Genomic DNA, 24,202 nt, shown 5'->3' with positions numbered 1-24,202 from the left:
CAAACACTACGCGCCTAGAATCGATCTGTCCATCCCGCGCCGGCGCGCGCACCCTTCACTTCATCGGAGTATCCGCATGACCGTGCATATCGGCTTTCTCGTGTTTCCGGGCGTCCAGCAGCTCGATCTCACCGGCCCGCACGACGTGCTCGCGTCGCTGCCCGACGCAGCCGTTCATCTGGTGTGGAAATCGCGCGAGCCGGTCGCGTCGAGCAGCGGGCTCGCACTCGCACCGACCTGTACGTTCGCCGACTGTCCGCCGCTCGACGTGCTGTGCATTCCGGGCGGCATCGGGATCAACGCGCTACTGCTCGATGCGCAGACGATCGCGTTCGTGCAGCAGCGCGCGGCGAGCGTGCGCTATCTGACGTCGGTCTGCACCGGCGCGCTGCTGCTCGGCGTCGCGGGCCTGCTGCGCGGACGCCGCGCGACGACGCACTGGGCGTACCACACGCTGCTCGAACCGTTGGGCGCGGTGCCGGTCCATGCGCGCGTCGTGCGCGACGGCAACCTGATCACCGGCGGCGGCGTGACGGCCGGCATCGATTTCGCGCTGACGATCGCCGCGGAACTGGCCGGCGACGACGAAGCGCAGGCGATCCAGCTGCAGCTCGAATACGCGCCCGCGCCGCCGTTCGACGCCGGCTCGCCCGACACCGCGCCGGTATCGATCGTGCAGCGCGCGACCGAGCGCTCGGCGGCCGGTCTCGCGAAGCGCAGGCAGATCGTCGACCAGGCGCTCGCGGCGATGTCGCATTGAACCGATCCGCTCGCGCCGCAAGCAACATCCCCGTTCACGGAAACGACGCAGACATGAACATCATCCGCAGCGCCGACTTCACCGCGAGCCGCCCGTGGGGCGCACTCGACATCGCGAACCTGAACGGCATCACGGTCCGCCTGCACTGGACCGACCAGCCGTATCGATGGCACGTGAACGACGGCGAGGAAGTCTTTGCGGTGCTCGACGGTCGCGTCGAGATGCATTACCGCGAAGCGGGCATCGAACGCACGGCGATGCTCGGTGCGGGCGACGTGTTCCATGCGCCGGCGGGCACCGAACACGTCGCGCATCCGGTTGGCGAAGCGCGCATTCTGGTGATCGAGACCGAGGGCAGCGTCTGACGGCAAACGCCCCTGCGTGCATGCGCGTCGCCGACGGCGGCGCTTACGCCGAGATCGCTCCCGTGCGCTGCGACGCGACGAGCTTCGGCTGCGGCGTGCACCGGCATTGGCACAGGTCGTGTTCGAGCGCAACGACCTTGCCCATCACCGACATCGTGCGCTCGCCGCCGTCCGACACGATCACGCCCTGCGTGTCGCACGCGGCGCAGAACACGGGCGCGCCGAGATATGCGAGTTCGCGCCCGTCGAACGACGACCCGGCGATCCCGCCGAGCACGACGCCGCCGCGATCGGTGGTGTCGCCTTTCAGAATGAAGTTGCGGCTCATGATGTCCGTGGTTCCCTCGGCAATGCCGCGCGACGCAGCCGGCGGCCGCGCCCGCGCAATCGGTATCCGCCCGTCGGTCGCGAGCGTCCGGCGAGGAGAGCAGACCGGTCGCGACGCCGGAACGCGTCGTCGTTCAGACGAACAGCGCGATGCACAGCGCGGCGCCGCACAGATACGTGCCGAGCGCGCCGACGAAACGAGCGGGATTCGGATCGGCCATCGTCGGCCATGCCAGCAGGCCGACCACGAGCAGGCAGCGGCACACGGTCGCCGCCACGATCAGCGACAGGATGACGCGCGACGGATCGTGCGCACCGAAATGGAGAAACAGCACCGCGAGAAACGGCGCGTATTCGGCCGTGTTGCCATGCGCGCGAACGATCTTGTGCAGTCCGTTCGCCGGATCGGCCGCACAGCCGGACCCGGTGACGGCACGAAAGCGCGCGGCCGACACGAGCAGCCCCAGCCCGAACAGCAGCAGCCCGAGGATCGCCGTGCAAACGAGTGCAAGCGGATGAATGACCATGGGACGTCACCCGAATGACGGTGCATGCACCGCGGGATTGTCGATCCTACCCGCAGCACGCACGCGCCGCTATTGCGGAAACCCGTAGCGCTGCGCGCACGCCGTCCACCGAGTCACGGATTTGATCCGGCACGAATTGCCCGGATGTCGCGCGGCAGCGAATCCGCGCGATACCCGTCGCGCGCGGCCCCGTCCGCTCTGGCGCCCCGCCGTCGCCTTTCTCGCGAACGTGCCGGCCACGATGCGCCACGACGGTGCGTGCCTCCTGAGCGGCCGTCGCCCGTCGCGGGCACGCGCGTTGCGTCGACGCATCTCCGTAGTGACCGCCCTTGGCAGTACGCGGTTGAGGACTACACTAATCCTTAATGGGGTGCGGCCGGAGCCCGCGCCCTCAGGGAGATGCCGCCATGAATCGGCCGCTGAATCGCATCCTGCCGCGCGTGACCGGTCCTGCATCGGTCTGGACGTGGATCAAGTGGTCCCTGCTTGCCGCGCTGGTGATCGCGGTCGCGATCATTGCGCGACTCGTGCAGACCGAGATAGAAACCTCGCGCCTACAGGCGCACTACCTGTCGGAGCTGACGCGCGACGTCGGCTACACGGTCGATGCCGGCGCAAGCGACCACATCCGCTTCCCGGCGAACGGCCCTTACGATCAGCGGCTCGGTTACTCGATGATCCCCGCGTTCCAGCAGCGGCTGCTCGCGCGCGGCTTCGTCGTCAGCAAGCAGGCGCGCGATTCCGACCGGATGCTGTCGCTCGCCGATCGCGGCCTGTTCCTGCCTTACGAAGAGAAAGATCAGGCGGGCCTGATGCTGTTCGATTCGACCGGTGCGCCGCTGTTCGCGACCGTGTTCCCGCAGCGCGTCTATGCGGACTTCGACACCATCCCGCGCGTGGTGATCGACTCGCTGCTGTTCATCGAGGACCGCTACCTGCTCGACGCGAACCAGCCGAACCGCAACCCGGCGCTCGACTGGGGACGCTTCAGCCGCGCGCTCGCGGATCAGGCGCTGCACGTGGTCAACCATCACCAGGCGCGCCCGGGCGGCAGCACGCTCGCGACGCAGATCGAGAAGTTCCGCCATTCGCCCGACGGCCGCACCGCGACGCCGCCGGAGAAGCTGCGGCAGATCGCATCCGCGTCGGTCCTCGCGTATCTGAACGGCCCGCAGACGATGCCCGCGCGCCGCATGATCGTGGTGCGCTACCTGAACTCGGTGCCGCTCGCCGCGCGGCCGCACGTCGGCGAGATCACCGGCATCGGCGACGGCCTCGCCGCCTGGTACGGCCGCGACTTCAACGACGTGAACCGGATTCTGTCCGCACCGACGACCGGCGACAACGTCGACGAACAGGGCGAGACGTTCCGCCAGGTGCTGTCGCTGATCATCGCGCAGCGCGCGCCGTCGTACTTCCTCAATCGCGGCTATCCGGCACTGCAGCGGCTGACCGACAGCTACCTGCGGCTGCTGTCGAACGGCGGCGTGATCTCGCCCGCGCTGCGCGACGCCGCGCTCGCCGCGCACATCGAGCGCAGCGCGCCGCCGGCCGCCGCGCACGTGCAGTCGTTCGTGTCGCGCAAGGCCGTAACCTCGGCGCGCGCGTCGCTGCTCGCCGCGCTCGGCATCACCGATCTGTACCAGCTCGACCAGATGGACCTGCAGGCCACCAGCACGCTCGACAACGGCGTGCAGCAGGCGGTCGCCGAACGGCTCGCGCAGGCGTCGACCCGCAACGGCGCGCAGGCCGCCGGGCTGTACGGCTTCGAGATGCTCGCGCCGAAGGACGACCCGTCGCACCTGACGTACAGCTTCACGCTGTACGAACGTCGCAACGGCGCGAACCTGCTGCGCGTGCAGACCGACAGCGTGAACCAGCCGTTCGACGTCAACCGCGGCGGCCGCATCAACCTCGGCTCGACCGCCAAGCTGCGCACGCTGATCACCTATCTGCAGATCGTCTCCGACCTGCATGCGCGCTACGGAAACCTGTCGAATGCCGAACTCGCGCGCGTGAAGCCCGATCCGATCGACGGGCTGTCTCGCTGGGCGCTCGACTACCTGTCGCATACGCGCGACCGCTCGCTGCAGGCGATGCTCGACGCGGCCGTCGAGCGCAAGTATTCGGCGAGCCCCGACGTGTTCTACACGGGCGGCGGCGCGCAGGTCTTCTCGAACTTCGACAAGTCGGACAATGGCCGCATCATGACGCTGCACGCGGCGTTCGAGCATTCGGTCAACCTCGTGTTCGTGCGGCTGATGCGCGACATCGTCCACTACGAGACGATCCAGGCGGCCGGCCCGTCGTCGTCGTGGCTCGACGATCCCGAGCAGCGCCAGCACTACCTGCAGCAGTTCGTCGACGGCGAAAGCAAGGTCTACGTGAAGCGCTACTACACGCGCTATGCGGGCAAGGCGCCCGACGACGCGCTCGCGCTAATGCTGCAGGACGTGCGCAAGTCGCCGCCGAAGATCGCGACCGTGCTGCGCAGCGTCGCGCCGAACGAGTCGCTCGCCTGGTTCGACGCACAGATGCGCGCGCAACTGAAGGGCACGCCGGCCGCGACGCTGTCCGACGACGATCTCGCCGCGCTCTACGCGAAGTACGCGATCGACCGCTTCAATCTCAACGACCGCGGCTATATCGCGAGCGTGCATCCGCTCGCGCTGTGGACGCTCAACTATCTGCGCGCCCACCCGAACGCATCGCTCGACGACGTGCAGCGCGACAGCCGCGACGCGCGCTTCTATACGTACTCGTGGCTGTACAAGACGCGCTACCACGCGACCCAGGACCGGCGCATCCGCCGCATGGTCGAGCTGCGCGCGTACGCGGCGATCACGAAGGCGTGGCGCGCGCTCGGCTATCCGTTCGCGGAAGTCACGCCGTCGTATGCGGCCGCGATCGGCGCATCGGGCGACCAGCCCGACGCACTCGCGAAGCTGATCGGGCTGATCGCGAACGGCGGCCAGAAGGCGCCGACCGAGACGATCACGCGTCTCGACTTCGCGCAGGGCACGCCGTATGAAACGCGCTTCGTGCGCGCGGCCGCGCAGCCGCAGCCGACGCTGTCGCCGGAGATCGTCAAGGTCGCGCACACGCTGCTGCGCGACGTCGTGCTCAACGGCACCGCACGGCGCCTCGCGGGCGGCTTTACGCTGCCCGACGGCAAGACCTTCGACGTGTACGGCAAGACCGGCACGGGCGACCAGCGCTTCAACGTGTATGCGCGCGGCGCGCGGCTGATCGAATCGCGCAAGGTCAACCGCAGCGGCACCTTCGTGTTCGTGATCGGCGATCGGTTCTTCGGTGTGCTGACGGCGACCGCGCACGAGCCGTACGCGGCGCGCTACGACTTCACGAGCGCGATGGCCGTGCAGTTGCTGCGCTCGATGGCGCCCGCGCTCGCGCCGCTGATCGAACGCCCGGCCGACGCCGGCGCGCGCGCGGCCGGCACGGCGCCGCAGGCCGAGCTGCCCGCGCCGAAAACCGGCGCGGCGCAACCGTCGTGAACGCGTAGCACCGTCACCGACGGCACCGTGCGCGACGCGCCGCTCAGTGCGAGCGGCCGTCGAAGTGCGTGACGGGCAGCGCGTCGAGATCGATATCCTCGACGCATCGCACATTGATCGCGGCCATCGCGGTGCCCTTCGGATCGACGCCCTCGCCGAACGGATGAATCCCGCAGCGCTTGCAGAAGCGATGCTTGATCACGTGCTTGTTGAACATGTAGGTCGCGAGGTGCTCGTCCGGCGTGAGCAGCGTCATCCGGTCGCGCGGCACGAACCACATCAGCGCGCCCTTGCGCTGACAGATCGAACAGTTGCAGGCCATCACGCCCTGCAGGTCGCCTTCCACCTCGAACTTCACGTCGCCGCAGTGACAGCTTCCGCGATAAAGCATGGTCGTCTCCCGGTTGGCGCCGCACGCTTCGGCGGTGCCGTTATAGGTTGCGCGCCATGATGCGCACGGCTCGCTCGTATCGTCAATCGGCCAGTTGCGGCATCGGCGACGCGGCGCAGCCGCGCAGCGCGCCCGCCCGGACAAACCCTCGAATCGTACGATCATCGAACGCCTGCGCGCGATGATCGTACGCACACCCGCCGCCCCCCCTTGTCGTACCCGCCTCGCCGCCGCAATCTTTCAATTTGTAATAAACGCGATCGACTCGTCGATTCGTGCAGAGCAACCCAAGGAAACGGAGACAGCCATGACCGCACCCGCGGCCCGCGAACCCCAGCCCGGACACCAGTCGAAGCAAGCCGCCGCGAGCGGCTGGATCGGCTCGGCGCTCGAGTACTACGACTTCTTCATCTACGCGACGGCGGCAGCGCTGATCTTCCCGCAGATCTTCTTTCCGAAAGGCGACCCGACCACCGCGATCGTCGCGTCGCTCGCGACCTACGGCGTCGGCTATGTCGCGCGGCCGATCGGCGCGTTCGTGCTCGGCCATCTCGGCGATACTCACGGCCGCAAGACGGTGCTGCTGTCGTGCATGTTCCTGATGGGTTTCGCGACCATAGGCGTCGGCCTGCTGCCGACCTACGACCAGATCGGCCTGCTCGCGCCGGTCCTGCTCGTGATCCTGCGGCTGATCCAGGGCTTCGCGGTGGCCGGCGAAATCTCCGGCGCAAGCTCGATGATCCTCGAACACGCGCCGTTCGGCCGACGGGGCTTCTTTTCGAGTTTCACGCTGCAGGGCGTGCAGGCAGGCCAGGTGCTCGCGGCCGCCGTGTTCCTGCCGCTCGCGCATTACATGCCGGCCGGGCAGTTCGACAGCTGGGGCTGGCGCATCCCGTTCCTGCTGAGCGTCGTGGTCATCTTCGCGGGCTGGATGATCCGCCGCAACGTGACCGAGACGCCCGCCTTCACCGGCGAGGAAGCGCGGCAGACGCGCGCGCGCTCGCCCGTCGTCGAGGCATTCAGGTTCCACTGGGCGGACATGCTGCGCGTGGTCTGCATGGCGCTGATGAACGTGATTCCGGTCGTCGCGACGATCTTCGGCGCGGCCTATGCGGTGCAGCCGGCCTACGGCGTCGGGTTCGCGAAGGACGTCTATCTGTGGATTCCGGTCGCGGGCAACATCGTCGCGGTGCTGGTGATTCCCTACGTCGGCAGTTTGTCCGACCGGATCGGGCGCAAGCCGCCGATCGTGATCGGCGCGCTGCTGTCGGGACTGCTCGCATTCGCCTACCTCTATGCGATCAGCATCGGGAGCGTGCCGCTGGCTTTCGCGATGTCGCTGCTGATGTGGGGCGTGGTCTACCAGGGCTACAACGCGGTATTCCCGAGCTTCTACCCCGAGCTGTTCCCCACTCGCACGCGCGTCTCCGCGATGGCGATCGCGCAGAACGTCGGCACCGCCGTCACCGCGATGCTGCCGGCACTGTTTACGGCCGTCGCGCCGCCCGGTGCCGCCCATATCTGGCTGACCGTCGGCGCGATCGCGTTCGGCATCACGGTGATCGCCGCGCTGGCCGCGCTCAGCGCCCGGGAAACCTATCGCATCCCGATGAGCGAGCTGGGCCGCCCCGATGCGCAGCCGGTCGACAAGGCCGAGTACGCGCGTCACCGCGCACAGGCCGGGGCGGCATGAACCGTGGCGCGAAGCTGGCCGGGCATTGGCCGGACCGCTCCACGCGCGTACAGTAGCGTGCACCCGCGCCGCCCGGCGGCGCGGATCCCGACCGTCCCGACCAAGGAAGCCACGATGCTCGAACTGCGCCCCGGCTGCGAATGCTGCGACAAGGACCTGCCGCCCGATTCGGCGGATGCGCGCATCTGTACATTCGAATGCACGTTTTGCGCGACCTGCGCCGATGCAGTCCTGAAAGGCCGCTGCCCGAACTGCGGCGGCGAACTGGTCGCGCGCCCGAGGCGGCCGGCGGGCCTGCTCGCGAAATATCCGGCGTCGACACAGCGCGTGCTGAAACCGAACGGCTGCGCGAACGCGTAACGATCGCGCGAACGCCGGTCGCCCGTAGCCGGTCGCCCGCTGCCGGTCGCCCCCATCGTCACGACTGCTCGATACGCGTGCGCGTGACCGCGAGCAGCGCCGCCATCGTCCGGCGCGCGCCGTCCTCGTCGCGCGCGCGAATCGCATCGCCGACCGCGACATGCTCGGCCAGCGACGCGTTGTACACCGTCGCGCGCCGCGCATTCAGATGCAGCTGCGCCTCGAGCGTTCGATCGATCAGCGCGCCGAGCGGCACCAGCAGCTCGTTGCCGCCGGCCTCGAGCACGCCGAGATGAAACCGCAGATCGGCCCGCACCCATTCGTCGACATTCCGCGCGGCGCTCATCGCGCGCAGCGCGTCGTCGATCTCGTCCATGCAGTGCGACGCATGCGCACGCGCGGCCAATGCAGCCGCATGCGGCTCGATCATTTCGCGCATCTCCTGCAGCTTCAGCGCGAACGCGAGCGGCGGCGCAACGCGCGCATACCAGTCGAGCAGGTCGGCATCGAGCAGGTTCCACGCGCGGCGCGGCCGCACGCGCGTGCCGACCTTCGGCCGCGATTCGACGAGCCCCTTCGACGTCAGCGTGCGCAGCGCCTCGCGCAGCACCGTGCGGCTCACGCCGAACATCTCCATCAGGTCGGGTTCCCTCGGCAGCAGCGATTCGGGCGGGTAGTCGCCGCGCAGGATCGCCGTCGCGAGCCGGAAGGCCGTCTGTCCATGCAGGTCGCGTTGAATGATCGTTCTCCGTCGGGGCGCGTTCCGGCTGCCCACTATCTGCACAATAGTGCTATTAATACTATTTTTTAGCGCACTACGCTAGGATAACCGCGAAAAGCACGCGACCGGCGTCGTGCGAGCCTGCCCGCCCGGTCCCTTCCGGAGACTTGCGTCATGAAAATCACCCGACTCGAAACTTTCGTCGTCCCGCCGCGCTGGCTGTTCCTCAAGATCGAAACCGACGAGGGCATCGTCGGCTGGGGCGAACCGGTCGTCGAAGGCCGCGCGCATACGGTCGAGGCGGCCGTGCACGAACTCGCCGACTACCTGGTCGGCAAGGATCCGCGACTGATCGAGGATCACTGGCAGGTGATGTATCGCGCGGGCTTCTACCGCGGCGGCCCGATCATGATGAGCGCGATCGCGGGCGTCGACCAGGCGCTGTGGGACATCAAGGGCAAGCATCACGGCGTGCCGGTCCACGCGCTGCTCGGCGGCCAGGTGCGCGAGCGCATCAAGGTGTATTCGTGGATCGGCGGCGACCGGCCGAGCGACGTCGCGAACAATACGCGCGCGGTCGTCGAGCGCGGCTTCAAGGCCGTGAAGATGAACGGCTCCGAGGAACTGCAGATCGTCGATACCTACGACAAGGTCGAGCAGGTGATCGCGAACGTCGCGGCCGTGCGCGACGCGGTCGGCCCGCACGTCGGGATCGGCGTCGACTTCCACGGCCGCGTGCACAAGCCGATGGCGAAGGTGCTCGCGAAGGAGCTCGATCCGTACAAGCTGATGTTCATCGAGGAGCCGGTGCTGTCGGAGAACGCCGAGGCGCTGCGCGACATCGTCAACCAGACCAATACGCCGATCGCGCTCGGCGAGCGGCTCTACTCGCGCTGGGACTTCAAGCACATCCTCGCGGGCGGCTACGTCGACATCATCCAGCCAGACGCCTCGCACGCGGGCGGCATCACCGAGTGCCGCAAGATCGCGACGCTCGCGGAAAGCTACGACGTCGCGCTCGCGCTGCACTGCCCGCTCGGCCCGATCGCGCTGGCCGCGTGCCTGCAGCTCGACGCGGTCAGCTACAACGCGTTCATCCAGGAGCAGAGCCTCGGCATCCACTACAACCAAGGCAACGACCTGCTCGACTATCTGCGCAACCCCGAAGTGTTTCGCTACGACGACGGCTTCGTCGCGATCCCGCAAGGCCCGGGGCTCGGCATCGACGTCAACGAGGAGAAGGTGCGCGAGATGGCGAAGACCGGCCATCGCTGGCGCAATCCGGTGTGGCGTCACGCGGACGGCAGCGTCGCCGAGTGGTGAGGCGCGGCGCATCGCGCGCGGCCGCGGCCCGCGCGTCGCGCATCGATATCGTGCGGCCGCCCGAGGGCGGCCGTTTTCACGCAAGAGAGAACACGCGCACGCCGGCGCTCAGCCGAGCGCCGCATATCCGGGCACGCTGAACGACAGCACGGCCGCCGCGACGAACACGCCGATCATCGTCAGCGCCTCGAGATGCAGGATGTTGCGGAACGTATGCGCGTCCTCGGTGGACGCGGTGCGACGCAGGCGCGGCAGCGCGGAGAAGCGGTTCAGCGCGCCGAGCACCAGCGCGAGCGCGACGAGCAGCAGCTTGAGCAGCAACACGCGGCCCCACGTGCTGCCGTCGAGCGGCGCAAGCGAGCCGCCGAGCCCGCGCAGCGCATTGAGCACGCCGGTGCCGAGCACGAACACGACCGCGATCGCCGATGTGCGCGACAGATGCTGGCCGACGCGAATCAGCGCGCCGCGCGCGACCGACGAGCCGAGCGCGGGCAGCACCGCGAGCCCGCCCGCCAGCACGAGGCCGCCCCATACCGCGGTGGCGAGCAGGTGCAGCGTCTGCACGCCGACGGCCGCCGACAGCAGGCCCATGTCGGCCGCATGGCCGAGCGATGCCTTGCCGGCCGCGACCACGATCACCGCGAGCCACAGCAGCGCGTGCGCGAGCGGGCCGTCCGGCTTCGCCAGCGCGACGATCGCGAGCAGCACCGCACCGCCGAACGCCACGCTCCACGCGAAGCCCGCATGCGTCTGCGCGAGCACGACGGGAATCGCGGCCAGCGCGCCGCCGAGCCCCGCGCCGCTCATCGACGCGGCTTCGTAGACGAGCCAGCCGAGATCCGCGAGCACCAGCGCCAGCGCCGCCGCGACCAGCGAATGTTGCGCGCGCAGCCATGCCGGATGCGACGGCGCGACGACCGGCCGCGCGCCGTCCTTGGCGAGCCAGCCCTTGAGCAGCGCCGAGCCGACCGCCATCGCGAACGCGGCGTCCATCAGTGCCGCAAGCGCGACCTGTCCGATCCACAAGCTGTCGATCCTCATCGCGCGCGCCCTCCCGCGAACGGCAGGCCAGCGGCGCGGCGGCAACGGGGCGAATGGCGGCAAACAGGCAACGGCACGGTAAAAAACGTCATCGATGAATCCGGAAGCAGGAGAAATGACTGGGACAGCGGCGGAGGCGGCGCCGCGCGACCCGCGAGTGTACGGTCTTCGATGGACAAAAGGCACGCCGGTTCACGCGACCCGCGCACGACGCGCGTCAAATTGTCGCAAGTCGGAAACAGACAGGAACCGATGTCCTTTTGCCAAATAGCCGTCATTACCCATCGATGATAGAATGCCGCGTCGCAGCAGCCCGGCTGTCCTGCCGTTATGCCGTCATGCCGAGCCGATCGTAGCCCGGAACAGGTCCCCGACGAATAAACATGGAGTCTCGTGTGTCTTCAAGACGCGTCATCCGTCCGCTGCTCGCCGTTCTGTTGATCGGCGGAGCGGGCCTTACGAGCGCTGCCCAAGCGCAGACCAAGCCCACGGAGCAAGCCCACGCCCAGCAGGCGCCGCTCAAGGCACCCGATACCATGGCCGAGCGCGTGCGCGGCTGTACCGCATGCCACGGCGTCCACGGCCAGGGCACGGACAACGATTATTTCCCGCGTCTCGCAGGCAAGCCGGCCGAGTACCTGTACAACCAGCTCGTCAACTTCCGTGACGGCCGGCGCAAGTACCCGCCGATGAACTATCTGCTGACCTACCTGAACGACGACTACCTGCGCGAGATCGCCGAGCACTTCTCGGCCGAGCGCCCGCCGTACCCGGCGCCGGCGAAGCCGACGCTGCCGGCCGCGACGCTCGCGCGCGGCAAGCAGCTCGTCACGCAGGGCGATCCGTCGCGCAAGCTGCCGGCCTGCGTGGCCTGCCACGGCGCGGGCCTGACCGGCATGCAGCCGGCGATCCCCGGCCTGGTCGGCCTGCACGCCGACTACCTGAGCGCACAGCTCGGCGCATGGCGCTCGGGCAATCGCCACGCGAAGGCGCCCGACTGCATGCACGAGATCGCATCGAAGCTTTCCGACGAAGACGTGACGGCCGTGACGGCATGGCTCGCCGCGCAGCCGGCGCCCGCCAACCCCGTGCCGGCTCCGGCGCGTTCGATGAAGACTCCGCTCGCCTGCGGCAGCGAACCGCAATAAGGCAAGGGAGACAGACATAATGAAACGCAAGTCCCTGTTTGCACTCTCGGCTGTCGCGATCGTCGCGGCAGCGGCCCTCGTGCCCGTCCTGTGGCCGGGCAACGACACGCTGCACGGCGCTTCCGCCGTCGCGGCCACGCCGGCCGACCAGGCCGCGCTGATCAAGAAGGGCGAGTACCTCGCGCGCGTCGGCGACTGTATCGCATGCCACACCGTGCGCGGCGGCAAGCCGTTCGCGGGCGGCCTGCCGATGGCCACGCCGTTCGGCACGATGTACACGCCGAACATCACGCCGGACGACCAGGCCGGCATCGGCAAGTGGACGTCGGACGACTTCTATCGCGCGATGCACACCGGCCGCTCGAAGGACGGCAGCCTGCTCTACCCGGGCTTCCCGTTCGCGAGCTACACGAAGGTCACGCGCGCGGATTCCGACGCGATCTACGCGTACCTGCGCTCGGTCGCGCCGGTGTCGGTGCCGAGCCGTCCGCACGAACTGAAGTTCCCGTTCAACAACCGCAACCTGCTGATCGGCTGGCGCACGCTGTTCTTCAAGGAAGGCGAATACAAGCCGGATCCGACCAAGTCGGTCGAATGGAACCGCGGCGCGTACCTCGTCGAAGGTCTCGGCCACTGCTCGATGTGCCACACGTCGATCAACATGATGGGCGGCCCGGTGAGCTCGGCAGCCTTCGCGGGCGGCCTGATCCCGCTGCAGAACTGGTACGCGCCGTCGCTGACGAACGACAAGGAACTCGGCCTGGGCGACTGGCACGTGCAGGAGCTGTCCGACCTGCTGCAGGCCGGCGTGTCGAACAAGGGCGCGGTATTCGGCCCGATGGCGGACGTCGTGCACAACAGCCTCCAGTACATGACCGACGAAGATACGCGCGCGATGTCGACGTACCTGAAGTCGATCCCGCAGAAGGCTGAAGCGCCGAAGAACATGCAGTACGAGCCGTCGAAGCAGTTCGGCAACGCGCTGTTCGACCAGGGCAAGAAGATCTACGCGGACAACTGCGCGACCTGCCACGCCGAAACCGGCGCCGGCAAGCCGCCTGCGTATCCGCCGCTCGCGGGCAACCATTCGATCGTGATGGAATCGGCAGTCAACCCGATCCGCATGGTGCTGAATGGCGGCTATCCGCCGAGCACCTTCAAGAATCCGCGTCCGTACGGGATGCCGCCGTTCGCGCAGTCGCTGTCGAACCAGGAAGTCGCGGCAGTCGTCACGTACATCCGGATGTCGTGGGGCAACAACGGTACGCCGATCTCGCCGCAACAGGTGAGCGACCTGCGTTCCGCGCCGCTCGACTAAGAAGCGGCTGACACGAACGGGGCGCGGCTGCGGGAAACCGCGGCCGCGCCCTTTTGCTTTTTTGCGACGCTAGACCCGCGCGGGCCGCGCGAGGCGCCGCCACCATAAAACCCAAGAGTGGTATCTATGTCTTTCGAATCTCTCGGCCTGGCCGAACCGCTGGTCAAGGCGGTCAACGAGCTCGGCTACACGTCGCCGACTCCGATCCAGCAGCAGGCGATCCCTGCCGTCCTCGGCGGCGGCGACCTGCTCGCCGGCGCGCAAACCGGCACCGGCAAGACCGCCGGCTTCACGCTGCCGATCCTGCAACGCCTGCACACGTTCTACGCCGACCACCGCGGCGCGAAGCGCGCGGTGCGCGCGCTGATCCTCACGCCGACGCGCGAACTGGCCGCCCAGGTCGAGGAAAGCGTGCGCGCGTACAGCAAATACCTGAAGCTGCGCTCGACCGTGATGTTCGGCGGCGTCAGCATCAATCCGCAGATCGATGCGCTCAAGCGCGGCGTCGACATCGTCGTCGCGACGCCGGGCCGCCTGCTCGACCACATGCAGCAGAAGACGATCGACCTGTCGGATCTCGACATCCTCGTGCTCGACGAAGCCGACCGGATGCTCGACATGGGCTTCATCCACGACATCAAGCGCGTGCTGGCAAAGCTGCCGCCGCGCCGCCAGAACCTGCTGTTCTCGGCGACCTTCTCCGACGAGATCAAGGCGCTCGCCGACAGCCTGCTCGATTCGCCGGCGCTGATCGAGGTCGCACGCCGCAACACGACCGCCGAAAGCGTCGCGCAGAAGATCCATCCGGTCGACCGCGATCGCAAGCGCGAGTTGCTCACGCACCTGATCCGCGAACACAACTGGTTCCAGGTGCTCGTGTTCACGCGCACCAAGCACGGCGCGAACCGGCTCGCCGAGCAGCTGACCAAGGACGGCATCAGCGCGATGGCGATCCACGGCAACAAGAGCCAGTCGGCGCGCACGCGCGCGCTGTCGGAGTTCAAGAGCAGCACGCTGCAGGTGCTCGTCGCGACCGATATCGCCGCGCGCGGGATCGACATCGACCAGCTGCCGCACGTCGTCAACTTCGACCTGCCGAACGTGCCGGAAGACTACGTGCACCGGATCGGCCGCACGGGCCGCGCGGGCGCGACCGGCGAAGCCGTGTCGCTCGTGTGCGTCGACGAAAAGCAGCTGCTGCGCGACATCGAGCGGCTGATCAAGCGCGAGATTCCGCAGGAAGTGATCGCGGGCTTCGAGCCCGACCCGAACGCGAAGCCGGAACCGATCCAGCAGCGTCGCGGCCAGCAGCCGCGCGGCGGTGGTGGCGGCGGCAATCGCGCGCCGCGCGCCGGCGGCTCAGCACAGCCGGCCGCGAAGCGCGACGGCAATGCGAAGCGTGAAGGCACCCAGCAGCCGAAGGCCGCGAAGCCGCGCGCATCCGGCGGCAATGGTGGCAACAGCGGCAATGGCGGCCGCCCGGCGGGCGGCGGCAACGGCGCGCGCGCCGCGAACGGCAACGCCGCGCACCCGAACCGCAACCGTTCGTCGCGCAGCGGCCAGCGCGGTCACTGAAGCCGCGCGGCCGCGCGCCGCAGGTGCTCGACCTGGCGCTGCCAGCGTGCGAGCACCGCGGCGCGCTCCCCTTCCAGCGTGAACGTGACGCCTGTCGCGAGCCGCGCATAGCCGACCCGCTGCGCATCGCCGTGCGCGATCGTCGCAGCGAAGCCGGCCAGTCCGCCGAAATCCCCGTCGAGCGGATCGATCTTCAACTGCGCCTGAAAGAACGCACCGTCCGCGACCAGCGTCAGCGCGGCCGCGCGTCGTTGCACGAGTGCGCGCGCCGCGCGCGACTGCGGCCATAGCGCGAGCAGCAGCGTGCGTGCATCGCGCGCATAGATTTCGCCGACGCCGAGCAGCGTGGTGCGCAGCTGACCGTCGTCGGTCGCGACGATCAGCGACGCGGCGAAGTCGGCATGACGCTCGAGCGCGGTGCCGTCGAACAGCGCGACGACGGCCGGGGGCCACGCATCGAACGTCCATTGTTCGAGCGTGCGGCGATGGGAATCGGTCATGGTGGCGAGGCCCGGTTCAACGGTTCGGCAAAGGCAGGCGCCGCGGCTTGGCTGCGGCGGGCCGCGCGGTGTCGATCAACGAAAGAACACGTGCTGCGTGAGCTTGGTGAGCGGATAGTGAACGCCCGGCTGGATCTTCGCCGGCAGATCGAGCGGCTTGAGCAGCATCTTCACGCACATGTCGGCCGACAGGTTGCGCCGCACCAGCGAATTGATCCGTGCGACGCGCGCGCGATTGTATTCGTCGTCGCCGATGCGGTCCGGATAGCGGATCGCGAACACGTGGCGCAGCGCGATCTCCGAATCCTCGTTCTTGATTTCCATCACGCGGCGCATCAGCGCGCCGAGCACCGCGAGCCGGCCGTTGCCTTCGAGCTGGTTGTACTTCTTGAAATATTTGAAGAAGTGCTTGTAGTGGCGCACTTCGTCGGTGCGGATGTTGTCGGTGATTTCCTTCAGCACCGGCTCGTCCGAGCACTCGTTGATCGCGCGGTAGAGCGTGGCCGTGCCCGTCTCGACGACGCAGCGCGCCACCATCTCGAGCGCGCGCGTCTTCTCGAACGCCTCGATCGAGCAGGTCTTCGAATACTCGTCGAAGAAATTCGCGAACGCGGTATCCCAGTCGAACTCGGGCCACACGTGCGCGATATACGCCTTCAGCGCGCGGCCGTGCTGCAATTCTTCGTGCTCCCATGCATTGTTGAGCCACGCGGAGACTTCCGGATCGTCGTTGAAGAACTCGCTCAGGTTGCTCGTGTAGAGATCCGAGCCGCTTTCGATGAACGACGCCGCGCACAGCAGCAGCAGCAGATCCTCGTTCGCCGCGGCACGCTGACGATCGATCCGGTTCAGGTCGATGTCCTCGATTCGCCACGGCATGACATGCGTCGTTTCGGTATGCATGGTGGTGCGCTCCCAGTCGCCGCGCCGCACGGTCGGCCCTTGCCTTCTGCAGGCGCGGGCGGGCCTTCCGCGGGCGGCGTCTTGCTTCCGTTATAGTGAGTTGGTCCGGCCGAACCATCATCCTGGCATCTTAGCCGGACTTTCAGGTTCGTGCTTCAGAGCACTGACCATACCCGACAGGCGCAGTTCCACGGCGTCTGTTGCCGCGTGTTAGACGAGTTATTCAAACCGTTTCGGCGCATGCGGCGGGCCGCAGTCGTTCGGCCAGCCGACTGTTACGAAACTGGAAGCGGCTCGTCAGAAACCGGTCGCGCGACAGGCATCGCCGATGCGTGCGCGCAGCGACATGCGTCGCACACGGGCGCCCGTGGAACGCACGCGGCCGACACCCTTACAATACCCGCTCCGCCTTCACGCCCCGACCGCCGAACCATGACCCGAGATCCCCGCCTCACCCTCAACGCGCGCCAGCAGGAACTGCTCGAATGGGTGCAGCGCGACGGCTTCGTGACCGTCGACGATCTCGCCGCGCACTTCGCGGTCACGCCGCAGACGATCCGCCGCGACGTGAACTGGCTCGCCGACCTGAACCTGCTGCGCCGCTATCACGGCGGCGCGAGCCTGCCGACCAGCTCGGAAAACGTGTCGTACACCGCGCGCCAGCGGATGTTCCATGACGAGAAGCGGCGCATCGCGGCGCTCGCGGCCTCGCACATCCCCGACCAGGCGTCGCTGTTCATCAATCTCGGCACCACGACCGAGGAAGTCGCGCGCGCGCTGAACCGCCATCACGGGCTGCACGTGATCACGAACAACCTGAACGTCGCATCGATGATGAGCGGCTACCCGGACTGCGAGGTGCTGATCACGGGCGGCATCGTGCGGCCGTGGGACAAGGGCATCGTCGGCGAGCTCGCGATCGACTTCATCCGGCAGTTCAAGGTCGACTACGCGATCATCGGCACGTCGGCGATCGAGGTCGACGGCACGCTGCGCGACTTCGACACGCGCGAGGTGCGCGTCGCCGAGGCGATCATGCAGCATGCGCGCACGGTCTACCTGGTAGCCGACCACTCGAAGGTCGGCCGGCCGGCGCTGGTGCGCCAGGGGCATCTGAGCCAGGTGCACGCGCTGTTCACCGACAAGCCGCTGCCCGACGAAATGGCCGACACGATCGCCGCCGCCGGCACCCAGGTGTACGTCGCGGAATGAGCGTTGCGATGCTGCACCGCACCCGAAACTTCAAGTGAAATCAAGAAGTTGGCGGCGCAGCCGAACCGCTTGCGGGGTGCGTTCGTGTCAAACGGAAAATTAACGGGGCACGATTTGTCGTTGCCTGCGCACTCGACTAGACTCCAGTTCCCCGGCCTGCTTACCCGTTCGGCCGTTCCGCCTGTGCCAGGGCGAGGACGAACGGCATGGCCGGCGAATGCAGCTTTTCCCCCCTAGCCATACCCCTCGGGGTATCGTGCGCCGGCGTTCGCGCCGGCCGCGCGGGCAGACCGGTCGCCATGGAGAGAACGATGCTGAGTCCGCATGAATTCGCCACGCTATTGCTTGTGAAGGACGCTCCCGATCAGACCAACATGGATCGGGACGAAATCGACGCACTGCTCGAACAACAACTCGTCCGCCTCGAAGGCCTCGGATCGGGGCGCAAATACTGCGTGACCGAGTCCGGCGACGCCGCCTTGCGGTCCATCAAATATCGCTATTCGTAACGCCCCGCCGTTGCCGACCTGAGTGCGCCGGCCGGACTCCCGGCCGCGCGCCGCCTTCCCCGCCGCCCCGCTTCCCGCTTCGCCATCCGCATCAACCGCCGCGCAAGGTCGGGTCGACCGCCGCGCGCCAGCTCACGGCCTGCGCACGCGCGCCGTTGAAATACGCGATCCAGCCGGCGCGCCCCGGCGTGTCGGGCGCCGCGTAGTGCGTCGAAAGTTCGTTTACGAACGCGCAGTAGTTCGTTTCCGACAGCCCGCGATACCGTTTCGCCACATAGGCGTCGTACAGCGTCGAATAGACGGGCTGCGCATCCGCGCCCCAGTCGCGCGCCGCGCCGCCGCAGGCTGTCTGCAGGTCGACGAACGACGGCGCGCGCCAGCTGCCCGCCAGCGGCGGCGTGCCGGTGCCGCACCCCGCCAGAACGACGGCGCACGCGCCGATCCACATCCCAATACGCATGATTCACCTCGCGAAAACAGTCGACTTCGGGGCCTGCCGTCGCTGACGACGCAGGGGCTCGTGTCGGCGGACCACCCGCCGGCGCCAGCCCGTTATCGGCAGAACAGGCCCCAGTATCGTCCCGGATCGGCTTGCGCGCCACCCGCCCCTCTTTTTCGAACTTTACTTTTTCGATTTCGTTCGTTAGATTTCGAATTCGAACATTTTCTGTTCAAAAATACTTCCATCAGACGATAAGGACAGCAGGGTGACCCAACCGAATCGCTACGATCTGCTCGTCGTCGGCGGCGGCATCAACGGCGCGGGGATCGCGCGCGATGCGGCCGGCCGCGGCCTGTCGGTCCTGCTCTGCGAGCAGGACGATCTCGCGTCGCACACGTCGTCGTGCAGCACGAAGCTGATTCACGGCGGTCTGCGCTATCTCGAATACAAGGAATTCGGCCTCGTGCGCAAGGCGCTGCAGGAGCGCGAGACGCTGCTGCGCGCGGCCCCGCACATCATGTGGCCGCTGCGCTTCGTGATGCCGCACATGCCGAACCTGCGCCCGGCGTGGCTGATCCGCATCGGTCTGTTCCTCTACGATCACCTCGCGAAGCGCGAGCTGCTGCCGGGCTCGCGCGGCATCGACATGCGCCGCCACGCGGCCGGCGCGCCGCTCGTCGACTCGATCCGGCGCGGCTTCGTGTATTCGGACGGCTGGGTCGACGACGCGCGCCTCGTCGTGCTGAACGCGCTCGACGCGAAGGAGCGCGGCGCCGAGATCCTGACGCGCACGAAGCTCGTCGGCGCGGAGCGCCGCGGCAACGAATGGGAAGCCCGGCTGCAGCATGCGGACGGCTCGATTCGCGTCGTGCAGGCGCGCGCGATCGCGAACGCGGCCGGCCCGTGGGTCGGCGACGTGCTGCACGGCGCGCTCGGCCGCGGCGCGCAGCACAGCGTGCGGCTCGTGAAAGGCAGCCACATCATCACGCGCCGCCTGTTCGACCACGATCACGCGTACATCTTCCAGAACCCGGACAAGCGAATCATCTTCGCGATCCCGTACGAGCGCGACTTCACGCTGATCGGCACGACCGACGTCGAATACACGAGCGATCCCGCGAAGGTCGCGATCGATCGCGACGAGACGCAGTATCTGTGCGATTCGATCAACCGCTACTTCAAGCGCAAGATCTCGCCGGCCGACGTGCACTGGACCTATTCGGGCGTGCGCCCGCTGCTCGAAGACGAAAACGCCGCGAACGCATCGGCCGTCACGCGCGACTACCGTCTCGAGCTGGACGACGGCGCAGGCGCGCCGCTGCTGTCGGTGTTCGGCGGCAAGATCACGACGTTCCGCAAGCTCGCGGAGGAAGCCGGCGACCTGCTGTGCCGCGCGCTCGGCCGCGAGGCGCCGACCTGGACGGCCGGCGCGCCGCTGCCCGGCGGCGACATCGCCGGCGCGAAGTTCGACGCGTTCGCCGCGCAGTTCGCGCAACGTCATGCATGGCTGCCCGCCGCACTCGCACGCCGCTATGCGCGCGCGTACGGCACGCGCGCGGAGCGCGTCGTCGCCGGCGCGCATTCGCTCGCGGATCTCGGCGCGGAAATCGCGCCCGGCCTGTTCGACGCCGAACTGCGCTACCTGCGCGACGTCGAATGGGCGACCTGCGCGCAGGACGTGCTGTGGCGCCGCTCGAAGCTCGGCCTGCACGTCGCGCCGGGCACGCTCGACGCCGTCACGGCCGCGGTCGACGCATGGTTCGCCGCCGCGCATGCACCGCACGCTTGATCAATCGCAGTTGAAGTTGCCTCACCGACGCGCCGCCCGATGCGGCGCGCATCACAACTAATCCACGGATGGAGATGAGAGACATGCAGGACCAGTACATCCTCGCGCTCGACCAGGGCACGACGAGCTCCCGCGCGATGCTGTTCGATCGCCAGGGCAACATCGTGTCGATCGCCCAGAAGGAATTCGAGCAGATCTACCCGCAACCCGGCTGGGTCGAGCACGACCCGCAGGAAATCTGGTCGACGCAGGCGGGCGTCGCCGCCGAAGCCGTCACGCGCACCGGCCTGAACGGCACGTCGATCGCCGCGATCGGCATCACCAACCAGCGCGAGACGACGATCGTCTGGGATCGCGAGACCGGCCAGCCCGTGTACAACGCGATCGTGTGGCAGGACCGCCGCACCGCCGACTTCTGCGACGCGCTGAAGCAGCAGGGCCTCGAGGCAAAGGTGCGCGCGAAGACGGGCCTGCCGATCGACTCGTACTTCTCCGCCACCAAGATCCGCTGGATCCTCGACAACGTGCCCGGCGCGCGCGACAAGGCGCGCCAGGGCAAGCTCGCGTTCGGCACCGTGGACAGCTGGCTCGTGTGGAACTTTACGAAGCACGAGCTGCACGTGACCGACGTGACGAACGCGTCGCGCACGATGCTGTTCAACATCCATACGCGCCAGTGGGACGACGAACTGCTCGAACTGCTCGATATCCCGCGCAGCATGCTGCCGGAAGTGAAGGCGTCGTCGGAGATCTACGGCCACACGAAGACCACCGTGTTCGCGTCGAAGATCCCGCTCGCCGGCATCGCGGGCGACCAGCACGCGGCGCTGTTCGGCCAGATGTGCACGACCTCGGGGATGGTGAAGAACACCTACGGCACCGGCTGTTTCCTGATGATGAACACCGGCGACAAGCCGATCGAGTCGAAGAACAACCTCGTCACGACGATCGCTTGGCAGATCGGCGACGACGTGCAGTACGCGCTCGAAGGCAGCATCTTCATCGCGGGCGCGGTCGTGCAGTGGCTGCGCGACGGCGTCGGCATCATCAAGACGGCCGCCGAAATCGAAGCGCTCGCCGCGAGCGTGCCGCATACCGACGGCGTCTATCTGGTGCCCGCGTTCGCCGGCCTCGGCGCGCCGCACTGGAACGCGCGGGCGCGCGGCTCGGTGTTCGGCGTCACGCGCGGCACGAGCGCCGCGCACCTCGCGCGCGCTGCGCTCGACGCGATCGCGTACCAGTCGCTCGACGTGCTGGCCGCGATGGAAGCCGACTCGGGCATCAGCATCGGCGAGCTGCGCGTCGACGGCGGCGCGAGCGCGAACGACCTGCTGATGCAGTTCCAGGCCGACCTGCTCGGCGTCGACGCGGTGCGTCCGCAGATCACCGAGACGACGGCACTCGGCGCGGCCTACCTCGCGGGCCTCGCGATCGGCTACTGGAAGAGCCTCGACGAAGTGCGCGACCAGTGGCAGCTCGATCGCCGCTTCGCGCCGTCGATGCCGAAGGACCAGGTCGAGCGCTGCATGGCCGGCTGGCAGCGTGCGGTGCGCGCCGCGAAGGCGTGGGCCGACGACACCCAGTAATCGTCAGACATCCATAACGAAATACAACAACGGCGGGCCGCGCAGCGCGCGAGCCCGCCGAGACATACGAGAGACAAACATGTCACCTTACATTGCAGAATTCATCGGCACCGCGATCCTCGTGCTGCTCGGCAACGGCGCGGTCGCGAACGTGCTGCTGGCGAAGACCAAGGGCAAGGGCGCGGACCTGATCGTGATCGTGATGGGCTGGGCGATGGCCGTCTTCGTCGCGGTCTACGTGACCGCGTCGTTCAGCGGCGCGCATCTGAATCCGATCGTCACGATCAGCCTCGCGCTCGCGGGCAAGTTCGCGTGGTCGAAAGTCGGCGGCTATGTGCTCGCGCAGATGCTCGGCGGGATGGCCGGCGCGCTGCTCGTGTGGCTCGCGTATCGCCAGCACTTCGCGAAGGAAGCCGATCCCGACCTGAAGCTCGCGGTGTTCTGCACGGCGCCCGCGATCCGCAGCGTCACGCACAACGTGCTGACCGAAGCGATCTGCACCTTCGTGCTGATCCTCGGCGTGCTGTATCTCGCGTCGCCGCAGGTCGGCCTCGGCGCGCTCGACGCGCTGCCGGTCGGCCTGCTCGTGCTCGGCATCGGCATCTCGCTCGGCGGCCCGACCGGCTATGCGATGAGCCCCGCGCGCGACCTGTCGCCGCGCATCATGCACGCGCTGCTGCCGATCCCCGGCAAGCGCGACAGCGACTGGCGCTATGCATGGGTACCCGTCATCGGCCCGCTGCTCGGCGGCGCCGCAGCGGCCGGCCTGTATCTGCATCTGCACGCGACGGTCTGAGCGCGGCTGCACCGGCGCACGCGGCATCGACGGCCGCGCGTGCCGGCTGATCGGCTCGGCCGCTTGCGGCCGGGCCGGCATCGCGAGGCGGGACGATCGTCCGTTTCGCGCCCGCCTTCCCTCCTCCGCCCTCACGGCACGACTGCCCCGCTACTACGCGGCCGCGGCCGGCACCAGCGACTTCAGCTTCACGTCCGCGTTCGCCACCTCGGCCGGCGCCACGTCGACGCCGCGCTCGACCAGCATCCGGGCGATCCGCATCTCCTTCACGAAAGCCGATGTCCGCCCGAAGCCGCTCGCCGCGACGAGGCGCCCGCCTGCGTCGAAATGGAAATGGATTGCCGCGTCGTCGCCGAGCATGCGTGCGACCGAATGTTCGCCGAGCGCCGGCTCGCCGGACACCTGCAGTTGCGCATCGTACTGATCGGACCAGAACCAGGGCATGTCGCGATACGGTGCGTTCGCGCCGAGCATGTTGCGCGCCGCGGCGCGCGCCTGCGTTTCGGCGCCGTGCCAGGTTTCCTGGCGGATCGCTCGCCCCGACAGCACGCTCGGAAACACCGCGACGTCGCCGGCCGCATAGATGCCGCGCGCCGAGGTTTCGAGCCGCGCGTCGACGACGATGCCGCGCTCTACTAGCAGGCCCGCATCGCGCGCCAGTTCGTCCGCGGGCTCGATGCCGATGCCGGCCACGACCGTATCTGCGATCAGCGTCTCGCCGTCGTCGAGCACGACCGCCAGCGCACCGTCGGCCGTGCGTTCGATCGCGACCGGCCTGCAGTTCGTGCGAATCGCCACGCCCTGCCGCACGTGAAGCGCCTGCACGCGCGCCGCGATCGCGTCCGGCACCGCGCGCCCGAGCACGCGCGGTGCCGCATCGAGCACGGTCACGCGGCACCCGCGCAACCGTGCCGAGGCCGCGACTTCCAGGCCGATGAAGCCGCCGCCGATCAGCACGATCCGCGCGTCCGGCACGAGACGCGCGCCGAGCGCCGCCGCATCGTCGAGCGTGCGCAGCGCAAACACGCCGTCGAGCGCCGCGCCCGGGATCGCGAGCCGCCGCGCGCGGCCGCCGGTCGCAAGCAGCAGTGCCTCGTAACCGAGCACACCGTGGCCGCGCACGTGAAGCGCACGCGCGAGCGGATCGATGCGCTCGACATTCGCGACGATCCGCTCGATGCCGTCCGCGCCCCACGCATCGGGATCGCGCAGCCGGCATTGCGCGGCGCTGCGCTCGCCCGTCAGCATGCCCTTCGACAGCGGCGGCCGCTCGTACGGCGGATGCGCCTCCGCACCGACCAGCACGATGCGCCCGCGCCAGCCGGCCTCGCGCAGCGCCTGCGCCGCGCGACCGCCGGCATGGCCCGCGCCGACGATCGCCATCACGCGTTCGTTCGCCAT

23 protein-coding genes are annotated in these 24,202 nt (G+C 68.3%); 14 read left to right on the top strand and 9 right to left on the bottom strand.

Features of this window, described 5'->3' with window-relative positions; translation table 11 throughout:
- The first annotated feature begins 76 nt into the window (after positions 1-76).
- Both BST28156_RS25620 and BST28156_RS25615 read left to right on the top strand, forming a co-directional pair.
- Entirely contained in the window at positions 77-760 is a 684-nt protein-coding gene (locus BST28156_RS25620; RefSeq protein ID WP_174903679.1) for a DJ-1/PfpI family protein, read from the top strand.
- A 53-nt stretch (positions 761-813) separates the two neighbouring features.
- Positions 814-1,125 (top strand): cupin domain-containing protein, encoded by a 312-nt coding sequence (locus BST28156_RS25615; protein WP_174903678.1) that lies wholly within the window; start codon positions 814-816, stop codon positions 1,123-1,125.
- Positions 1,126-1,168: 43 nt separating this feature from the next.
- On the opposite strand, the gene BST28156_RS25610 is transcribed toward BST28156_RS25615, so the two are convergent.
- Positions 1,169-1,453 (bottom strand): PAAR domain-containing protein, encoded by a 285-nt coding sequence (locus BST28156_RS25610; RefSeq protein ID WP_174903677.1) that lies wholly within the window; start codon positions 1,451-1,453, stop codon positions 1,169-1,171.
- 133 nt (positions 1,454-1,586) lie between these two features.
- Positions 1,587-1,979: an MAPEG family protein gene (locus BST28156_RS25605; protein ID WP_060240760.1), complete on the bottom strand. Its 393-nt coding sequence runs from the start codon at positions 1,977-1,979 to the stop codon at positions 1,587-1,589.
- Positions 1,980-2,386: 407 nt separating this feature from the next.
- Here BST28156_RS25605 and BST28156_RS25600 point away from each other — a divergent pair, with 407 nt between their 5' ends.
- Positions 2,387-5,494 (top strand): transglycosylase domain-containing protein, encoded by a 3,108-nt coding sequence (locus BST28156_RS25600; protein ID WP_060240759.1) that lies wholly within the window; start codon positions 2,387-2,389, stop codon positions 5,492-5,494.
- A 43-nt stretch (positions 5,495-5,537) separates the two neighbouring features.
- Here BST28156_RS25600 and BST28156_RS25595 read toward each other — a convergent pair whose 3' ends face one another.
- Positions 5,538-5,885 carry a GFA family protein gene (locus BST28156_RS25595; protein WP_060240777.1) on the bottom strand — a complete coding sequence of 116 codons (348 nt, stop codon included), beginning with the start codon at positions 5,883-5,885 and terminating at the stop codon, positions 5,538-5,540.
- Positions 5,886-6,192: 307 nt separating this feature from the next.
- On the opposite strand from BST28156_RS25595, the gene BST28156_RS25590 reads away from it, so the two are divergent.
- Together BST28156_RS25590 and BST28156_RS25585 are read left to right on the top strand one after the other, a co-directional pair.
- Complete coding sequence (locus BST28156_RS25590; protein ID WP_174903676.1) at positions 6,193-7,578, top strand: MFS transporter; 1,386 nt, start codon at positions 6,193-6,195, stop codon at positions 7,576-7,578.
- A gap of 114 nt (positions 7,579-7,692) precedes the next feature.
- On the top strand, positions 7,693-7,938 hold the full coding sequence (locus BST28156_RS25585) for a DUF1272 domain-containing protein (RefSeq protein ID WP_174903675.1): 246 nt from the start codon (positions 7,693-7,695) through the stop codon (positions 7,936-7,938).
- 58 nt (positions 7,939-7,996) lie between these two features.
- Here BST28156_RS25585 and BST28156_RS25580 read toward each other — a convergent pair whose 3' ends face one another.
- On the bottom strand, positions 7,997-8,713 hold the full coding sequence (locus BST28156_RS25580) for a FadR/GntR family transcriptional regulator (protein WP_254596423.1): 717 nt from the start codon (positions 8,711-8,713) through the stop codon (positions 7,997-7,999).
- A 120-nt stretch (positions 8,714-8,833) separates the two neighbouring features.
- Between BST28156_RS25580 and dgoD the strand changes: the two genes are divergently transcribed.
- Entirely contained in the window at positions 8,834-9,982 is a 1,149-nt protein-coding gene (dgoD, locus tag BST28156_RS25575) for a galactonate dehydratase (RefSeq protein ID WP_174903674.1), read from the top strand.
- A 108-nt stretch (positions 9,983-10,090) separates the two neighbouring features.
- Here the strand turns inward: dgoD and BST28156_RS25570 are convergent, their stop codons facing one another.
- Positions 10,091-11,023: a CopD family protein gene (locus BST28156_RS25570; protein WP_060240757.1), complete on the bottom strand. Its 933-nt coding sequence runs from the start codon at positions 11,021-11,023 to the stop codon at positions 10,091-10,093.
- Positions 11,024-11,406: 383 nt separating this feature from the next.
- Between BST28156_RS25570 and BST28156_RS25565 the strand changes: the two genes are divergently transcribed.
- From BST28156_RS25565 to BST28156_RS25555, 3 genes are all read left to right on the top strand, one after another.
- Entirely contained in the window at positions 11,407-12,171 is a 765-nt protein-coding gene (locus BST28156_RS25565) for a c-type cytochrome (RefSeq protein WP_060240756.1), read from the top strand.
- Between the two features lie 19 nt (positions 12,172-12,190).
- Positions 12,191-13,489, top strand: a complete 1,299-nt coding sequence (locus tag BST28156_RS25560; RefSeq protein WP_059513398.1) for a c-type cytochrome — start codon at positions 12,191-12,193, stop codon at positions 13,487-13,489.
- Positions 13,490-13,615: 126 nt separating this feature from the next.
- Complete coding sequence (locus BST28156_RS25555) at positions 13,616-15,064, top strand: DEAD/DEAH box helicase (protein WP_174903673.1); 1,449 nt, start codon at positions 13,616-13,618, stop codon at positions 15,062-15,064.
- On the opposite strand, the gene BST28156_RS25550 is transcribed toward BST28156_RS25555, so the two are convergent.
- Positions 15,058-15,564, bottom strand: coding sequence for a hypothetical protein (locus tag BST28156_RS25550; protein WP_174903672.1), 507 nt, complete (start codon positions 15,562-15,564; stop codon positions 15,058-15,060). The two genes, BST28156_RS25555 and BST28156_RS25550, sit on opposite strands and share 7 nt — an antisense overlap.
- 75 nt (positions 15,565-15,639) lie before the next feature.
- Positions 15,640-16,467: a ferritin-like domain-containing protein gene (locus BST28156_RS25545; RefSeq protein ID WP_009690379.1), complete on the bottom strand. Its 828-nt coding sequence runs from the start codon at positions 16,465-16,467 to the stop codon at positions 15,640-15,642.
- A 432-nt stretch (positions 16,468-16,899) separates the two neighbouring features.
- Between BST28156_RS25545 and BST28156_RS25540 the strand changes: the two genes are divergently transcribed.
- Both BST28156_RS25540 and BST28156_RS25535 read left to right on the top strand, forming a co-directional pair.
- Complete coding sequence (locus tag BST28156_RS25540; protein ID WP_060240753.1) at positions 16,900-17,679, top strand: DeoR/GlpR family DNA-binding transcription regulator; 780 nt, start codon at positions 16,900-16,902, stop codon at positions 17,677-17,679.
- Positions 17,680-17,990: 311 nt separating this feature from the next.
- Positions 17,991-18,188, top strand: a complete 198-nt coding sequence (locus BST28156_RS25535) for a hypothetical protein (RefSeq protein ID WP_060240774.1) — start codon at positions 17,991-17,993, stop codon at positions 18,186-18,188.
- Between the two features lie 91 nt (positions 18,189-18,279).
- On the opposite strand, the gene BST28156_RS25530 is transcribed toward BST28156_RS25535, so the two are convergent.
- A complete protein-coding gene (locus BST28156_RS25530) occupies positions 18,280-18,648 on the bottom strand; it encodes a hypothetical protein (protein WP_063900175.1) in 369 nt (122 codons plus the stop codon).
- A gap of 247 nt (positions 18,649-18,895) precedes the next feature.
- Between BST28156_RS25530 and glpD the strand changes: the two genes are divergently transcribed.
- From glpD to BST28156_RS25515, 3 genes are all read left to right on the top strand, one after another.
- Positions 18,896-20,419, top strand: a complete 1,524-nt coding sequence (gene glpD / locus BST28156_RS25525; RefSeq protein WP_174903671.1) for a glycerol-3-phosphate dehydrogenase — start codon at positions 18,896-18,898, stop codon at positions 20,417-20,419.
- 83 nt (positions 20,420-20,502) lie between these two features.
- Entirely contained in the window at positions 20,503-22,005 is a 1,503-nt protein-coding gene (gene glpK / locus BST28156_RS25520; RefSeq protein ID WP_009690906.1) for a glycerol kinase GlpK, read from the top strand.
- A 79-nt stretch (positions 22,006-22,084) separates the two neighbouring features.
- Positions 22,085-22,801 carry an MIP/aquaporin family protein gene (locus BST28156_RS25515; RefSeq protein WP_174903670.1) on the top strand — a complete coding sequence of 239 codons (717 nt, stop codon included), beginning with the start codon at positions 22,085-22,087 and terminating at the stop codon, positions 22,799-22,801.
- 153 nt (positions 22,802-22,954) lie between these two features.
- Here the strand turns inward: BST28156_RS25515 and BST28156_RS25510 are convergent, their stop codons facing one another.
- On the bottom strand, positions 22,955-24,202 hold the full coding sequence (locus BST28156_RS25510) for an NAD(P)/FAD-dependent oxidoreductase (RefSeq protein WP_174903669.1): 1,248 nt from the start codon (positions 24,200-24,202) through the stop codon (positions 22,955-22,957).

Source organism: Burkholderia pseudomultivorans (assembly GCF_902499075.1).
In the GTDB taxonomy this organism is placed as follows: domain Bacteria; phylum Pseudomonadota; class Gammaproteobacteria; order Burkholderiales; family Burkholderiaceae; genus Burkholderia; species Burkholderia pseudomultivorans.
The sequence above is the reverse complement of the archived record's forward strand: the minus strand, read 5'-3'. Positions and strand labels throughout refer to the sequence as shown.

Bases quoted from the DNA above. Each gene is read 5' to 3' on its own strand.
- BST28156_RS25610 (WP_174903677.1), bottom strand. From the start codon at position 1,453: ATGAGCCGCAACTTCATTCTGAAAGGCGACACCACCGATCGCGGCGGC.
- dgoD (WP_174903674.1), top strand. From the start codon at position 8,834: ATGAAAATCACCCGACTCGAAACTTTCGTCGTCCCGCCGCGCTGGCTG.
- BST28156_RS25565 (WP_060240756.1), top strand. From the start codon at position 11,407: ATGGAGTCTCGTGTGTCTTCAAGACGCGTCATCCGTCCGCTGCTCGCC.
- BST28156_RS25600 (WP_060240759.1), top strand. From the start codon at position 2,387: ATGAATCGGCCGCTGAATCGCATCCTGCCGCGCGTGACCGGTCCTGCA.
- BST28156_RS25535 (WP_060240774.1), top strand. From the start codon at position 17,991: ATGCTGAGTCCGCATGAATTCGCCACGCTATTGCTTGTGAAGGACGCT.
- glpK (WP_009690906.1), top strand. From the start codon at position 20,503: ATGCAGGACCAGTACATCCTCGCGCTCGACCAGGGCACGACGAGCTCC.
- BST28156_RS25570 (WP_060240757.1), bottom strand. From the start codon at position 11,023: ATGAGGATCGACAGCTTGTGGATCGGACAGGTCGCGCTTGCGGCACTG.
- BST28156_RS25545 (WP_009690379.1), bottom strand. From the start codon at position 16,467: ATGCATACCGAAACGACGCATGTCATGCCGTGGCGAATCGAGGACATC.
- BST28156_RS25510 (WP_174903669.1), bottom strand. From the start codon at position 24,202: ATGGCGAACGAACGCGTGATGGCGATCGTCGGCGCGGGCCATGCCGGC.
- BST28156_RS25540 (WP_060240753.1), top strand. From the start codon at position 16,900: ATGACCCGAGATCCCCGCCTCACCCTCAACGCGCGCCAGCAGGAACTG.
- BST28156_RS25530 (WP_063900175.1), bottom strand. From the start codon at position 18,648: ATGCGTATTGGGATGTGGATCGGCGCGTGCGCCGTCGTTCTGGCGGGG.
- BST28156_RS25560 (WP_059513398.1), top strand. From the start codon at position 12,191: ATGAAACGCAAGTCCCTGTTTGCACTCTCGGCTGTCGCGATCGTCGCG.
- BST28156_RS25620 (WP_174903679.1), top strand. From the start codon at position 77: ATGACCGTGCATATCGGCTTTCTCGTGTTTCCGGGCGTCCAGCAGCTC.
- BST28156_RS25595 (WP_060240777.1), bottom strand. From the start codon at position 5,885: ATGCTTTATCGCGGAAGCTGTCACTGCGGCGACGTGAAGTTCGAGGTG.
- BST28156_RS25590 (WP_174903676.1), top strand. From the start codon at position 6,193: ATGACCGCACCCGCGGCCCGCGAACCCCAGCCCGGACACCAGTCGAAG.
- BST28156_RS25585 (WP_174903675.1), top strand. From the start codon at position 7,693: ATGCTCGAACTGCGCCCCGGCTGCGAATGCTGCGACAAGGACCTGCCG.
- BST28156_RS25555 (WP_174903673.1), top strand. From the start codon at position 13,616: ATGTCTTTCGAATCTCTCGGCCTGGCCGAACCGCTGGTCAAGGCGGTC.
- BST28156_RS25515 (WP_174903670.1), top strand. From the start codon at position 22,085: ATGTCACCTTACATTGCAGAATTCATCGGCACCGCGATCCTCGTGCTG.
- BST28156_RS25605 (WP_060240760.1), bottom strand. From the start codon at position 1,979: ATGGTCATTCATCCGCTTGCACTCGTTTGCACGGCGATCCTCGGGCTG.
- BST28156_RS25615 (WP_174903678.1), top strand. From the start codon at position 814: ATGAACATCATCCGCAGCGCCGACTTCACCGCGAGCCGCCCGTGGGGC.
- BST28156_RS25550 (WP_174903672.1), bottom strand. From the start codon at position 15,564: ATGACCGATTCCCATCGCCGCACGCTCGAACAATGGACGTTCGATGCG.